This is a genomic window from Amycolatopsis sp. EV170708-02-1, from assembly GCF_022479115.1.
Classification (GTDB): domain Bacteria; phylum Actinomycetota; class Actinomycetes; order Mycobacteriales; family Pseudonocardiaceae; genus Amycolatopsis.
On the sequence record NZ_CP092497.1, the window covers coordinates 5,476,937 to 5,491,148 of the forward strand.

Annotated in this window: 14 protein-coding genes; 6 read left to right on the forward strand and 8 right to left on the reverse strand. The window is 69.4% G+C overall.

Translation table 11 applies throughout. From position 1 onward, the window contains the following. Positions 1-239: 239 nt before the first annotated feature. The 5 genes from MJQ72_RS24920 to MJQ72_RS24940 form a co-directional block, all read right to left on the reverse strand. Positions 240-1,493, reverse strand: a complete 1,254-nt coding sequence (locus MJQ72_RS24920; RefSeq protein WP_240593435.1) for an HNH endonuclease signature motif containing protein — start codon at positions 1,491-1,493, stop codon at positions 240-242. A 226-nt stretch (positions 1,494-1,719) separates the two neighbouring features. Beyond that, complete coding sequence (locus MJQ72_RS24925) at positions 1,720-2,508, reverse strand: ABC transporter permease (protein WP_240593436.1); 789 nt, start codon at positions 2,506-2,508, stop codon at positions 1,720-1,722. Continuing rightward, a complete protein-coding gene (locus MJQ72_RS24930; RefSeq protein ID WP_240593437.1) occupies positions 2,505-3,455 on the reverse strand; it encodes an ATP-binding cassette domain-containing protein in 951 nt (316 codons plus the stop codon). Before MJQ72_RS24930 ends, MJQ72_RS24925 begins: the two co-directional genes overlap by 4 nt. An 11-nt stretch (positions 3,456-3,466) precedes the next feature. Continuing rightward, a complete protein-coding gene (locus tag MJQ72_RS24935; RefSeq protein ID WP_240593438.1) occupies positions 3,467-4,312 on the reverse strand; it encodes a DUF4097 family beta strand repeat-containing protein in 846 nt (281 codons plus the stop codon). Between the two features lie 51 nt (positions 4,313-4,363). After that, positions 4,364-4,879, reverse strand: a complete 516-nt coding sequence (locus MJQ72_RS24940) for a toxin-antitoxin system HicB family antitoxin (RefSeq protein WP_240593439.1) — start codon at positions 4,877-4,879, stop codon at positions 4,364-4,366. A 402-nt stretch (positions 4,880-5,281) separates the two neighbouring features. Between MJQ72_RS24940 and MJQ72_RS24945 the strand changes: the two genes are divergently transcribed. After that, positions 5,282-5,851, forward strand: coding sequence for a LuxR C-terminal-related transcriptional regulator (locus MJQ72_RS24945; protein WP_240601417.1), 570 nt, complete (start codon positions 5,282-5,284; stop codon positions 5,849-5,851). Positions 5,852-5,857: 6 nt separating this feature from the next. Here the strand turns inward: MJQ72_RS24945 and MJQ72_RS24950 are convergent, their stop codons facing one another. Then, entirely contained in the window at positions 5,858-6,502 is a 645-nt protein-coding gene (locus tag MJQ72_RS24950) for a LuxR C-terminal-related transcriptional regulator (protein ID WP_240593440.1), read from the reverse strand. Positions 6,503-6,594: 92 nt separating this feature from the next. On the opposite strand from MJQ72_RS24950, the gene MJQ72_RS24955 reads away from it, so the two are divergent. From MJQ72_RS24955 to MJQ72_RS24970, 4 genes are all read left to right on the forward strand, one after another. Continuing rightward, positions 6,595-8,826 carry an NB-ARC domain-containing protein gene (locus MJQ72_RS24955; RefSeq protein ID WP_240593441.1) on the forward strand — a complete coding sequence of 744 codons (2,232 nt, stop codon included), beginning with the start codon at positions 6,595-6,597 and terminating at the stop codon, positions 8,824-8,826. 51 nt (positions 8,827-8,877) lie between these two features. Next, positions 8,878-9,525, forward strand: coding sequence for a TetR/AcrR family transcriptional regulator (locus tag MJQ72_RS24960; protein ID WP_240593442.1), 648 nt, complete (start codon positions 8,878-8,880; stop codon positions 9,523-9,525). A 155-nt stretch (positions 9,526-9,680) separates the two neighbouring features. Further along, on the forward strand, positions 9,681-10,346 hold the full coding sequence (locus MJQ72_RS24965) for a response regulator transcription factor (protein WP_240593443.1): 666 nt from the start codon (positions 9,681-9,683) through the stop codon (positions 10,344-10,346). Positions 10,347-10,480: 134 nt separating this feature from the next. Beyond that, complete coding sequence (locus tag MJQ72_RS24970) at positions 10,481-11,698, forward strand: glycosyltransferase (protein ID WP_240593444.1); 1,218 nt, start codon at positions 10,481-10,483, stop codon at positions 11,696-11,698. On the opposite strand, the gene MJQ72_RS24975 is transcribed toward MJQ72_RS24970, so the two are convergent. Continuing rightward, the gene (locus MJQ72_RS24975; protein WP_240593445.1) at positions 11,695-12,582 is read right to left on the reverse strand and encodes an NAD(P)H-binding protein; all 888 of its coding nucleotides are present in this window, start codon (positions 12,580-12,582) and stop codon (positions 11,695-11,697) included. The genes MJQ72_RS24970 and MJQ72_RS24975 overlap by 4 nt on opposite strands. A 101-nt stretch (positions 12,583-12,683) precedes the next feature. On the opposite strand from MJQ72_RS24975, the gene MJQ72_RS24980 reads away from it, so the two are divergent. Next, positions 12,684-13,574, forward strand: a complete 891-nt coding sequence (locus MJQ72_RS24980) for a LysR family transcriptional regulator (RefSeq protein ID WP_240593446.1) — start codon at positions 12,684-12,686, stop codon at positions 13,572-13,574. Here the strand turns inward: MJQ72_RS24980 and MJQ72_RS24985 are convergent. Next, the gene (locus MJQ72_RS24985; RefSeq protein WP_240593447.1) at positions 13,562-14,143 is read right to left on the reverse strand and encodes a TetR/AcrR family transcriptional regulator; all 582 of its coding nucleotides are present in this window, start codon (positions 14,141-14,143) and stop codon (positions 13,562-13,564) included. The genes MJQ72_RS24980 and MJQ72_RS24985 overlap by 13 nt on opposite strands. Positions 14,144-14,212 lie beyond the last annotated feature (69 nt).

A 14,212-nucleotide genomic window follows, 5' to 3' on the forward strand; every position in this document is an offset into this window, starting at 1 on the left:
GGGCGTTGGATGACCCGGAATCCACACAGTTGTGGGTGGTCGGTCCGGTAATGGGGCTTGATCAACGGAGGATTGGGGACGTTGAGTGTCCCGGATCCTCCGTCGATCAAGGTATGGGTTGGCGCCGTGGTGGGTAGCCAGTTCGGTGGGCGCCGGGCCTTTGTCGGACTGGTCGCCTGATCGGGAGCTGCGGGTATGCCGAGGGGCCCGTCGCCTGGTGGCTGGCGGGCTCCTCGGGCCTAGACGTTGTGCAGGGTGTTGCGGCGGGGTTTTCGGAGTGGGTCTCGGTATTGGGGTGGGATGAATTCCGGTAGTCCGTCGGCGGCCATGCGTACTTCCCAGTCGCCGTGGTGGATTAGCCGGTGGTGGAACCCGCAGAGCAGCACCAAGTTCCGGAGATCTGTGGGGCCGCCGTCTGCCCAGTGGTGAATGTGGTGGGCGTGGCAGTTCTTGGGTTTCCGATGGCAGCCGGGGAAGGCGCAGCCACCGTCGCGGATGTTCAACGCGCGTCTCTGGCCGGGTGTGACGAATCTTCGGAGGCGTCCCATGTCGAGGGGTTCGCCTGAGGTGCTCATGACGACTGGGAGCATGAGGCAGTCGCAGGCGGCGAGCCGGGCTTCGCGTGCGGTCATGGTGCCGACGAAGTCGAGGCAGGCGGTGCCGAGGCCGGATTTGAGTTCGTCGAGTCCGATGGTGACGTGGACGAGGGTGCGGTAGCCGCTGGTGCCGGGTTGGTCGGGGCAGGCGATGGCCAGGTCGAGGAGGTCGGCCCAGGCGTCTCCCAGGCGTTCGCATTTCATTCGCAGGTCGGCTTGGCCGAATTCGTCGACTGGCCGTGGCTGGGCATGTGCCTCCAACGCGGCGGCGGTGCGGGCGCCGGTTTCGTCGTCGAGGAGGCCGGTGAGTTTCCAGAAGCCGTCCTTGCGGCGTTCCAGAGTGATCTCGCGGCGTGGTTCCTTCGGCTCGGGTTCTTTGGGTTCCTTGCCGTCGGGATCCAACCAGCCCAGCAGGTTTGCTTCGGCCTTGGTGAGCTGTGCGGGTCCGGCATTCGGGGCCAAGTCGGCGAGGATCTTCTCCGCCTTCGCCCGATCCTCCGCAGAAGTATCGGCGGGAAGTCGTTTCAGGATCTCCAGGATCTGGTCGATCCGCTCGTTCCCGATCAGTCCTTCGGCGGCGACCGCGGCGGTGGCAGGCGCGATAGGCGGAACCTCGGTGCCGTCCAGAGCGCGCGTCGGGTTCAGGGCGATGGCCCGCTTCACGACCGCACCGGCCTCGGCGCGGGACAATCCCGCCACATCCGCAAACCAGCTGGCCGTACTGCCATGGCCATACAAATCCTTGACGCCCCGAGACTCGATCTCCGCCAAGAACTGCCCCAGCGCGGCAGTCGCCACCCGAATCACCCGCAGAGACTGCTGCACGCCATGCGCAAGCTCCAGCTTGCCAGCACGCCACAACTCCTGCGGCAACTCGGGAAGGAAGGTCTCGGACACACCTCCATCATACCCGAAGAAATCGAACACGTGTTCGTAATTTTAAGCGACCAGCAAACCGTGCCAACAACACTGAAGAGTGATACCACCCAGAACGAACGCCACGCGAAGAAAGCAATTAGTCAGAACGAGAAGCTCACGACCAGGCCCAGAAAGACCGAGCGCCCCGGACCGGGGAATCCGGCCCGGGGCGACCCCCAGTAAAGCTCCCGGCACCGACGCCGGATCAGCGGTCGCGTTCCTTGGCGAACAAGGACTTCGACCACACATACCCGACGACCGAGAGCAGGACGCACCAGCCGATCGCGAGCCAGCCGCTGTTGCCGATCGGGGTTCCGAGCAGCAGGCCTCGAATGGTTTCGATGACCGGCGTGAACGGCTGATAGTCGGCGAACCAGCGCAGCCAGGCCGGCATGGAATCGGTGGGCACGAACCCGCTGCCGAGGAACGGCAGCAGCATGAAGATCATGGGTGTGTTGCTGGCCGTTTCCACGCTTTTGGCCGCCAGGCCCAGCGCCACCGAAAGCCAGGTGAGCGCGATGGTCAGCAGCAACAGCACGCCGACGACGGCGAACCATTCGCCGACACCCGCCGTCGGGGAGAACCCGATGAGCAGCGTGACCCCGAAGACCACGGCGAGCGCGAACGCCGTCTGGATGAGCGCGCCGACGACGTGCCCGGTCAGTACCGAGGCCTTGCTGATCGCCATCGTGCGGAACCGCGCGATGATGCCCTCGGTCATGTCCGTCGCCACCGAGATCGCGGTGCCGAGAGCGGCGCTGCACACGGTGACGAGCAGGATGGCGGGCGTGACATAGCCGACGTACTCGGCCCGGCCGCCTCCGCCGCCGAGACCGTTCCCGAGCGTGCCGCCGAAAACGTAGACGAACAGCAGCAGGAACACGATCGGCTGCCCGATCAGCATGAGGGTGAGCGACGGATACCGTTGCATATGCCGGATGTTGCGGCGCAGCATGGTCGTCGAGTCGCGCATCGACAGGGACAGGGTGCTCATCGGGCCATCTCCTTGGTCGCTTCGGTCCGGTGACCGGTGAGGCTGAGGAACACGTCGTCGAGGTCCGGCGTGTGCACGGTGAGGCTGTCGACGGCGACGGCCTCGTCGTCGAGCCGGTCCAGGACGGCGCGCAGGGCGGCGACGGTGCCGTCGGTCGGCACGCGGAGCGCCAGCGCTTCTTCGTCCGAAGTGGACACTCGAAGCACTCGGGTCGCGTCGCGCAACGAGACCGCGTCGGGGAACTTCAGTTGCATGTGCCCGCCGGGCACGCGTCGCTTCAGTTCGTCGGGCGTGCCGAGCGCCACGATCCGGCCGCCGTCGAGGACGGCGACCCGGTCGGCGAGCTGATCCGCCTCCTCCAGATACTGCGTGGTGAGGAAGATCGTCACGCCGCCGTCGACGAGGTCGCGGATGATCTGCCACATCGTGCGGCGGCTGCGCGGGTCGAGGCCGGTGGTCGGTTCGTCGAGGAAGATGACCTTCGGGTCGCCGATCAGGGTCATCGCCAGGTCGAGTTTGCGGCGCATGCCACCCGAGAAGGTGGACGGCGTCTTCTTCGCGGCGTCGGTCAGCTCGAAGCGTTCCAGGAGTTCGGCGGCGCGCCTGCGGCCCTCGCGGCGCGGCAGATGGTGCAGATCCGCCATCAGGAACAGGTTCTCCTCGCCGGTGAGCAGATTGTCGACCGCGGAGAACTGGCCGGTGAGCCCGATCGAGGCGCGGACACCGTCCGGGTCGGTCGCCAGGTCGGCTCCGGCGATGGTCGCGGCGCCGCCGTCCGGGGTGACCAAAGTGGACAGGATGTTGACAGTCGTGGTCTTGCCCGCGCCATTGGGGCCGAGCAAGGAGAAGACGGTGCCGGCCGGGACGTGCAGGTCGATGCCGTCCAAGATGACCTTGTCGCCGTAGGACTTGCGCAGTCCGGTCGCGGTGATGGCCGGGTTTCGCATGGGGATTCCCTTCAGGAACGGTGGACGAGGATGTCGCCGACGGAGGTACCGGCGTGGACTTCGACCTTGTCGGTCGTTTCGCCGGGCGCGGTGGCGGCGGTCATGTCGTTGACGACGCGGCCGAAGCCGGTGTTCACGTCGAGCCAGGCGGCGCTGCCCTCGCGGATGCCGATTTCGACGTCCCCCAGCGAGGTTTCGAGGGTGAGCGTGCCCCTGGCCGCGTCGAGCACGCGGACGGATCCGTTGGCGGTCTTGGCTTCGACGCCGCTTTCGGCCTTGTCGACGGTGATGTCGCCGTTGGCCGAGCGGAGACGGATCGAGTCGGTGGCGGTCCCGATGTTGGTGGGCCCGTTGGAGTTCTTGACCACGGCGGTGCCCTCGATCGCGCCGACGTGCACGTGGCCGGAGCTCGTGCTGATGTCGGCGTTGCCTTCGGCGTGCTCGACGACGATGTTCCCGGACGCGGTGTGCAGTTTCAGCTCACCGGTGTGGTCCAGCCGGATGTGCCCGGTACCGGATTTGTAGCGGCAGCCACCGATCCGGCCGGTCACGGTCAGATCGCCGAGGCCGGTGCTCCCCTGCACCCGGGAGCCTGCGGGCAGTTCGATGGTCACGTCGATCGACCTCGTCCGCCTGGAGAAGTCGAGCAGGCGCATCTTCGGCGCGCGGACGGTCAAGGTGCCGCCGGAGAACTCGACGACGGTGCGCTTCGCGGCGTCGACGTCGGAGTCGTTGTTCTCGTCGAGCGGAGCGACTTCGACGACCGTGTCGGTGCGGTCTCCGGCGACGATCCGGACGTTGCCGACGACCGGATCGAGGTCCGCGAGAATGGGTTCCGGGGTGGCGAAAGAAGGCATGGTTGTCCCCTCAGAAGTGGTGTGATCGGTGTTTGTGCTGGTCTAGGAGATCTAGCTGACCCAGCCGGTGTAGCGCTGGACGCCGCGGTGGCCGCTCGCCGGGGCGGGCGGCGTGGCCCGCTCCGCCGGATGCAACGCCGCGGACGCGGCCCGCACGAGCCACGCGTTGACCGAACGGCCTTGCGCGGCCGCGGCTTCCTCGACGCGTGCCTTGAGGTGTTCCGGGAGCCGGAAGTTGATCCGGGCCGTGGCCCCTTCTTCGTCCGGCACCGGTGGCTCCGGCGCAGCAGGGGCCACGGGCGCGGCGGGTGCGGCCTGTTCGACCACGGGAAGCGTGACGGCGAAGCTGGCCTCCCCGGCACGCAGCCGGACCTCGACCGAACCCGGCGCGAGGTCACGGGTGATCTCGTCCGACGCGGCGGACAACGCGTCCAGCAGCGCGAGACGAATGGCCGACGCGAGCGGAGCGGTCAGGCGTTCGGCGAGCGCGCTCGCCTCGGCTCCCCCCGCTTCGGCGGCGACGGCGAGTTCCCGGCGAACGTTGTCCACAAAGGGCGTCAAATCCATGATGCCATCATGGCACCACAGTGGCGCCAATGCAAGGCCATGTTGGTGCCACTTGGCGCCAAAGTGGCGTCTATGCAGGTCAGGGCTACTTTTGCCCCTTCGGCCAGTCTCGGCTGGCGGGGGAAGCAGGACACGGCCGAACGCGTTGCCGGGGCCGTTCGCGGCGGGCGAGAATCGCCACGAGCCGCGCGGGAAGGAAGCGACCCGCCGCCGGATGTGGGGGTCACCCGAGGCGGGCCGCTACCCGGATCCCACCGTACAAGAGGTCCACTCGCGTATGCGGGCAACGCTTTTTGTCCTTGCGGCTCTTGACAAATCAAAGATCCACAGTGGACGGAAGACGGACACATGCGAGCAGTTCGGGTGAGCGTCTGCGCCCTGGACCCCATCACGAAGGCCGGCCTGGTCGACCTCCTCGGGACACGCGCGTCCGTGGTGGTGGTCGAAGGCAGGGCACGGACCGAAACCGATGTCGTCGTCGCCGCTTTCGAGCGGCTTTCGGCCGACGCGATCACCGCGTTGCGCGCGGTCGCCGCCGAACTCGGCAAGCCGATCGTGCTGGTGACCGACCGCATCGAGGAGGGCGGCCTCATGGCGGCGGTGGCGTGCCAGGTGGTCGCCATCCTGCCGAGGTCGGCGATGACCGACTCCCGCGTGGCCGACAGCGTCCGTGCCGCCGCGTCGAACACCGTGGCCTCACCGCGGGATCTCCTCGGCAGGCTGGCCGACCACACCGAGCGGCTCCACCGGGAGATGCTCGCGCCGAGCGGTCCGGCCGGGGCCGCGCTCTCCTCACGGGAGATCGACGTCCTCCGCCTGATGGCCGACGGATTCGGCACCCAGGAGATCGCGACGGAACTCGCCTATTCGGAACGAACGGTGAAGAACGTCATCTACGCGGTCACCGACCGGCTGAGGCTGCGGAACCGGTCGCACGCGGTGGCCTACGCGATCCGGGAAGGAGTCATCTGAAGGCGCTCAGATGAGACCTTCGCGGAGCGCGTACGCCACGACGTGGGTGCGGTTGCGCAGATTGAACCGGCTGAGCAGGCCGTGCAGGATGTTCTTCACGGTCCGGTCGGAGTAGGCCACCCGCCGGGCGATCTCCCCGGTGTCGAATCCCTCCGCGAGCAACCGGAGCACTTCGGTCTCGCGGGGTGACAGACCGCTGAGCGTGAGCTCACGCGGCTGGAGAACTTCCTTGTGCAGCCGCGAAATCCCGCGCAGCAGGCTGCCGAGCTGATCGGCGGGCAGATCACCCCGGCCGGCGTGGGCGTCGGCGACCGCGCGCAGCAACCGCCCCGGCGTCGCCTCCGAACGCGCGACGACGACGGCGAGCCCGCGTTCCACCGCCGCCCACAGTTCGGCCTGGTTGGGGTGATCGGCCACCAGTACCAGCCGGGCGGGCCCGGCCGGGATTCGCCGCGGGTCGTCGCCCGCGACCGCGACGAGGACGTCGGCCTTCGCCGGGTCGTCGCGCAAGGCGATGCCGGGGCCGCCGCCGAGCGCACTGCGCAGCCCCGCCAGGACGAGCGGATCACCGGCGTGCACGGCGACGCCGATCTCCCGGCGCTCCTCGGTCCGCACGACCGGCCGGACGGGCGTCGTCATGATCGTCGACATGCCTCCAGCCAACCGGCCCCGGAGAAGGCGGGACAAGCGGAAGCAGGGGGCAGCTTTTCGTCATCGCAAGCCTGCCGGTTGAATGGACCGCGGTGGAGGCGAACGAGACGCGGTCGGTGTTCGGCAAGCTCCTGCTCGAACACCGGCGGGCCGCGGGATGGACACAGGGGCGGCTGGCCGAGGCCTCCGGTATCAGTGTCCGCGCGCTGCGCGAGCTGGAGCGCGGCCGCGCGCGAGCCGCCCAGCAACGCTCCGCCGAAGTGCTGGCCGACGCGCTCGGCCTGACCGGCGGTGACCGGGAGTTCTTCCTGACCGTCGCCAAGCAGGGGCGGCGCCGGAATCCGGCGCTGGCCGCCCAGGTCGCGGCGAGCTGCGCGCTGCCCGCGCCCACCGCGGATCTGTCCGGCCGCGAAAGCGAGCTGGAGCAGCTTTCCGCGAAGGTCGCCGAGGGCGGTGGCGTGGTCGCGATCGTCGGACAGGCCGGGGTCGGGAAGACCGCGCTCGCGGTGACCGCGGCGGACCTGTGGCGCGCGGAGTTCCCCGACGGGAGCTACGCGGTGGATCTGCGCGGGATGGACGAGGAACCGCTGAGCGCCCGGACCGCGCTCGACCGGCTGCTGCGCGCGCTGGACGTCGCACCGGGGCAGGTGCCCGCCGCCGAGGCCGAACGGTCGGCGTTGCTGCGGATGCTGCTCGAAGGACGGAAAGTCCTGCTGCTGCTCGACAACGCCGCGGACGAGGCGCAGATCCGTCCGCTGCTGGTCGCCGGGCCCGGCTCGCTCACCCTGATCACCTGCCGTCGCACGCTCGCCGGGCTCGAAGGCGCCCGTTGGCTGGGGCTCGAACCGCTGTCGGACGACGGCGCGACCGGTCTGCTCGCCAAGATCATCGGCGCCGGCCGGGTCGACGCGGAGCCCGCCGCGGCCCGCGAGCTCGTCGAACTGTGCGGATACCTGCCGCTCGCGGTCCGGATCGCGGGCAACCGGCTCGCCACCCGGCCGCAGTGGTCCCTCGCCCAGCTGGCCGACCGGCTGCGCGACGAAAGCACCCGGCTCCGCGCGCTCGCGGCGGGCGATCTGCAACTGCGCTCGGCTTTCGACCTGTCCTATCGCGCGGTCTCGGCCGAGGCACGGCGGCTGTTCCGCCGGCTGGCGACCGTTCCCGGCGCCGACTTCGGCCTGGAGCTCGCGATCGTCGTCTCCGGCGCGGCCCCCGCCGACGTGCGCGACCAGCTCGACGAACTCGTCGACGCCAGCCTCCTGCAGACCACGGCGGAACCGGAGCGGCACCAGTTCCACGACCTGATCCGGCTGTTCGCCGAGGAACGGTTCGAGGCGGAGGAGGACCCAGCCGCCAGGGACATCGTGCTCGCCCACCTGCTCGACAAGGCGGCCGATGCGGCCAGGCTGTTCTACCCCGAGGCGCCCGAGACCGGTCGGTTCGGCTCGCGGGACGAGGGCGCCCGCTGGCTGGAGGTCGAAGGGGAGAACTGGGTCGCCGCGCACCGGCTGGGAGCACGGAAGGGATGGCACGAGGAGGTCCGCGACCTCGCCATCGCGCTGCACTGGTACTCCGACGGAAGAAGCGCCCAGCAGCCGTGGTGGGAGATCTTCTCGCTCGGCGCGGCCGCGGCGAGCGCGCTCGGCGACGCCCGGGCCGAAGCGAAGCTGCTCAACTTCGTCGGCTGGGCCGCCGGCATCTGTCTCGGTGACGACAAGGGCGCCGTGGCGGCGCACCGGCGCGCGCTGGACATCGCCGTCCGGATCGGTGACCACGTCGAGCAGACCTGGGCGTCCATCTACCTCGGCCAGGCGCTGCGGCTGACCGGGCAAGGCGACGAAGCGTTCGAGTTCGCGAAGCGCGGGTACGAACTGGCGCACGAACTGCCGTTCTGGGACGGGCAGACCACGGCGCGGAACATGTACGGGCGCGCGCTGCTCAACGCCGGAAGGCATACCGAGGCGCTCGCCGTGCATCGTGCCGTGCTCTCCGACGCCGAACGGCTGGCGGGCGACACGTATCCCGATTTCCATCGGCTGCTGAAGACCCTGACCGTGCGCGCCATCGGCGACGTGCTCGGCGATCTCGCCGAATGGCGGGAAGCGGCGAGCCAGTACCGCACCAGCCGGTGGCTCGCGTGGGAAGGCGGTTTCGGCGGGCTGGAAGTGATCAGCGCGATCCGCGAGGGACGGGCCTGGCGGGAGGCCGGTGCCTTCGAGGAGGCCAGGGAGTGCCTGGCCCTGGCCGTGGAACTCTCCCCCGGACCGTCGTTCGCCGCGTGGCGAGAGCAGGCTTTGGCCGAACTGGCGCTCTTGCCCGAGTGATCGGAGCCGCGAGCGCCAACTAAGCTTCGGGCCGACGGAGCGGGAGGGCCGATGACCAACGCGGACGGGCAGAGCCCGCGAGAGCGCTATCGCGACCAGGTGCGCACGGAGATCAAGCAGCACGCGTGGGAGCAGATCGCCACCGCCGGGGTGCCCGCGCTGTCGCTCAACGCGATCGCCAAACAGGTGGGGATGAGCGGCCCCGCGCTGTACCGGTACTTCGCCAGCCGCGACGACCTGATCACCGCGCTCATCCGCGACGCGTACCGGAGCCTCGCCGACACCGTCCGGGCGGCGTTCGACGGCGGTGCCGACCTGGCAGGACTCGCCGTCACCATCCGGGACTGGGCCCGGAGCGACCCGCAGCGCTACTTCCTCATCTACGGCACGCCCGTCCCCGGCTACCACGCGCCCGAAGACACCACCGCCATTTCGCGCGAGGTCATGGCCGTGCTGCTCGAAGCGTGCCGCGCGATCCCCGTCGACGGCCCGAAAACCCCGTTCGACAAGCATCTGGACGATCACCGTGACTGGGCGGGCGACGATCCGGCCCCGTCCGCGACCCTGCACCGCGCGCTCGCCTTCTGGACCCGCCTGCACGGCGTGCTCTCACTCGAACTCGCCGGCCATTTCACCGGAATGAAATTCGACCCCGAGCTGTTGATCTCGGACGAACTGGACGACCTCACGACCCGGTGACCGGCCGAGTGCCCGCACAGTGAACCTTTCCCACCCGTCGGGCGTCTTGCCCTGTGACGTTGCCGCGGTTGACATGCAACGTTGGAACGTTATAGCTTCTAAGTACCGCAAGAGCTATTAACATCGGTTTCGGGCGCTTCGGGGGGACTTCGATCATGAGGCACGGGGAGAAGACCAGCAGGAGGACCGAACGCGTCAGAGTCGCCGTGCACGCCCCGGATCTGCTGGCCGGGCTGGGCACGACGAGCATCCTCGGCGCCGACGAGCGGCTGGACGTGCTGTCCGACACCGACCTCGGGCCCGCCGAAGTCATCGTGACCGTCGGTGACTCGATCGGCGACGGGGTTTTCGCTTTCCTGCGTCAGGTTCGCGCCGCGTCGTCACTGCCGACGCCACCGAGATGCGTGATCGTCACGGACCATTTCCCGGTCCAGGTCCTGATGACGGCCATCGAATGCGGCATGGCCGCGCTGCTGCCGCGACGCGACCTCGACGGCGAGCACCTCGTGCGGACGATCCTCGCGGTCAGCCAGGGCGCGGGCGCGCTGCCGCCGCGTCTGCAGGGCAGCCTGCTCTCCCAGCTCGAACGGATTCAGGAGGATCTGCTGGTCCCCAACGGTCTCGCGTTGTCCGGGCTGTCCGACCGGGAACGCGAGGTGCTCCGCCTGCTGGCCGACGGCCATGGCACGGAAGAGATCGCGGCCAAACTCGCCTATTCGGAGAGCACGGTGAAGAACGTCCTCCACCGGGTGATGTCGCGATACGGCCTGCACAACCGCACGCACGCCGTCGCCTTCGCGCTGCGCACCGGCTCGATCTGAAGCATCGTCCAGAATGGATTGATTTCCCCCGCCCCCTTCAACTTATAGCGGACATGGGGGCTTGCGGCAAGGCCCCGGTCATCCCCCAGAATTGCCCGCCGTAGCCGGAAGCCGCGGAAAAGGGGAGTCGCGAAGTGCGTGTTCTGCTGACGACATGGGGGTCACGCGGGGATGTCGAACCCTTGGTGGCGCTCGCGATCGAAGTGCGGGAACTCGGTGCGGAGGCGGTGGTGTGCGCGCCGCCGGACGAGGAATTCGTGAAATTGCTGGAGCGGGCCGATATTCCCATGGTGCCGCTCGGCCCGACGGTGCACTCGGTGGTCGCCGGGCCGAAACCGCCGACGGGGGAAGACGCGTTGAAACTCGCCCCGGCCTTGGTGGCCGCCCGGTTCGAAACGCTTTCCGCCGCGGCGAAAGAAGGGTGCGACGCGATCCTCGCGACCGGGCTGCTGCCCGCCGGCGCTCGGGACGTCGCCGAGAAACTCGGGATTCCTTATGTGTACGCGTGTTTCCACACCTTCGGATTGCCGTCGCGGCAGTTCGCCCCGGGAGTGCGGCCGGGCACGCCGTCGCCGGAGGGCGAGACCGACAACCGGGTGCTGTGGCGCCACGACGCCGAACGCGTCAACGCCCTGTACGGCGGGGCGCTCGACAGTCACCGGGCGGCGATCGGGCTGCCACCGGTGGACAACGTCCGCGATCACGTCTTCACCGGTTCGCCGTGGCTGGCGGCGGACCCGGTTCTGTGCCCGTCGGAGGGGATGACGGATCTCGACCTCGTCCCGACGGGAGCGTGGATCCGGCCCGACGACCGCCCGCTCCCGGGAGAACTGGAGGAATTCCTCGAGGCCGGTGAGCCGCCGGTGTACGTGGGTTTCGGCAGCATGGCCGCGTACGCGCCGAAGGAGATCGCCCGGGTGGCCATCGAGTCCGCCCGCGGGCTGGGACGGCGGATCCTGCTCGCCCGCGGCTGGGCGGGTCTGGCGTCGATCGACGACGCCGACGACTGTTCCGTCGTCGGCGAGGTCAATCAGCAGGCGCTCTTCCGCCGGGTGGCCGCCGTCGTGCACCACGGTGGCGCGGGCACCACGACGACGGCCTCCCGGGCGGGCGCGCCCCAGGTGGTCGTCCCCCGGATCGCGGACCAGCCGTTCTGGGCCGAGCGGGTGGCGGAGCTGGGAATCGGTGTGGCACACCGGGATCCGATGCCGACCGTCGAATCCCTGACCGCCGCGCTCACCGCGGCCCTCTCCCCCGGAACCGGCGCGCGGGCGAAGGCCGTGGCGGACACGATCCGGACCGACGGGGCGGCGGTGGCCGCGAAACTGCTCGTGAGTGGCAAGGACGGTTAGAACCGTCCTTGCCACTCACGAGGCTTGAGCACCTCCTCGCACCACTGACGGAAAGTGGTCGGCGTGGTGGCCGCCGGGGTCCGCGGTTCGGCGTTGTCGATCCCCGCCTCCTTCGCGGCCATCATGTCGACCATGCCCTGGGCCATCGCCTCGGACCAGCCGTGTTCCCGCTGCGTCGCGCGGAAGGCGTCCATGGATACGCGCTGATAGCGGACCGGCCGCCCGAGGACGCCGGACATGATCTCCGCGAGATCGTTCTGAGACAGGTCTTCCGGGCCCAGCACCGGAACGTCGGCGACACCCTGCCACGACCGGTCGAGCAGCCACCCGGCCGCCACGGCGGCGATGTCGCGGGTGGCGCAGGTCGGCGCCTTGAGATCACCCGGAAGCGGGCCGAAGAAGACACCGTCCCCGCCGATCGATCCGGCCTGCCACAGGATGTTGTCCATGAACGTGGGCATCGTCAGCGCACGGTAGGCCACGCCCGTGCCCGCGATCAGATCGTCCATGGCGTGCGAGGCCGACAGGTATCCGGTGTTCTCCGCGACGCCCCTGCCGAGCGCCGAGATGCCGACCACCCGCGACACGCCGTGCTTTTCGATGGCCGCGCAAGCCGGCCGGGTGAAGTCCAGAAAGGCGGCTTCCAGGCTTTCGGCGCGGCGATCCGCGACGACCAGCCAGAAAACGGTTTCGGCGCCGGCGAAGGCTTCGTCGACGACAGCGGCGTCGCCGTGCGAACCCTTGACGACCTCGACGCGCTCGCGGACGTGGTCGGGCAGGCGGGCGGGATCGCGGGCGATCACGCGGATCGGTTCGCCACTTTCGAGAAGGGCGGCAAGCACCCGGCTGCCGATCTGTCCGGTCGGCGCGGTGACGACGATCATGAAGACTCCGAGGTGATAGGGGATTTTCGACTTCACCCAGTCAAGCCACGAAGGCCGTCGAGCTGAAGGATCACCTCGATCACCATTGATACCCTGGGGATATGAGTGACCTGGAGACGCGGCAGCTCAAGTACTTCGTCGCGGTCGCGGAGGAGCTGCATTTCGGCCGGGCCGCCGAGCGGCTTTCGATGGCGCAGCCGCCGCTGTCCAGGGCGATCCGAGATCTCGAACGACGGCTGGACGTCCGGTTGCTCGAACGCACCACCCGCCAGGTCACGCTGACCACCGCGGGCGAGGTCTTCCTGCGGGACGCGAGAACCGCGCTCGAAGCGGTCGCCGCCGCGGAACGGCGGGCACGGCAGGCGGGCCGCCCCGACCCCCGGCTGCGCCTGGCGTTGAAGGCCGACCACGACGCCGGATTGCTGCCGAAGATCATCGAGGCCTACGAAGCCGAAGAAGGCGTCCTGCCGGTCGAGCTGATCCTCGGCGGCCGGGGCGAACAACCGTCGCAATTGCGTGACGGGAGGGCGGACGTGGCGCTCGTGCCGTCTCCGTTCGACGCGCGCCGCCTCGACTTCGAGCCGTTGCTGACCGAACCCCGGCTCGTGGCGCTGGCGGCGAACGATCCGCTGGCGGCCAGGTCGCGGCTGACCCTCGCGGATCTCGAAGGCCGGCTCCTCCCCGATGGCGCACCTGCCGTCCAGGGCCCCTCGGCCGGGCCGTCCGCCACCGCGGCGCCCCACGGTCCAGTCTCGGATCTGACGCAGATCTTCAAACTGGTCGAACTCGGTGCCATCGTGTGTTTTCTGCCGGTCTCGGTGGCGGATCGCTACCGCCGGGCGGGCATCACGTATCTGCCCGTCGACGATCTGGAGCCCACGACGCTCGCCGTGATGTGGCCGCAGGACTCCCGCTCACCGGCCGTCGCCGCGTTCGTCCGAGCGGCCACCACGGTGGTGACGACCGCGTACGCCGTCGGTCAGCGCAGCTGAACGCGGCCCAGCAACCGGTCGACGACCTCGGGCAGCGGCTGCTCCTCGGGGCCTTCCAGCCACAGCACGTTCCCCGTCCGCAGCGTGGCGAGGAAGGTCGCCGCGGTGAGCCTGGCCAGCTCCTGGTCGAGGCCGTGGCCCCGGGCGAGCAGGACCGCGATCAGGTCGCGTTCGAGGGCGAGCTGATCACCGGCCTGCCGCGCGAGCAGCGACGGATGCCGCCGCAGCAGCCGTAACTGCGCCACCCACTCGCGGTCGGGGACGGGATGCGCCCGGTACAGCTCCCGGCACGCCGCGCGCAGCGCCTGCCACGGCTTCTCCCCCGGCGGCCTGCCTTCGACCAGTGAGACCAGCAGCCCCGTGCGCTCGCGGTCGGCGTGCAGGATCGCGTCCTCTTTGTTCGCGAAGTAGTTCGAGAACGTCCGCCGGGACACGCCCGCCGCGTCGGCGATGTCCTCGACGGTCACGCCGTCGAGACCGTGCTCCATCGCCAGCCGGAGCGCGGCCTCGTGCAGTGATTGCCGCGTCGCCGCCTTCTTGCGGGTGCGGAGCGTGCCGAGGGTGTCCACCAGGACAGCGTAGCGACGGGAATAAAGTGCCCACTGTGCAAGTTTGCACAATGAGCAACGAATGCCGCT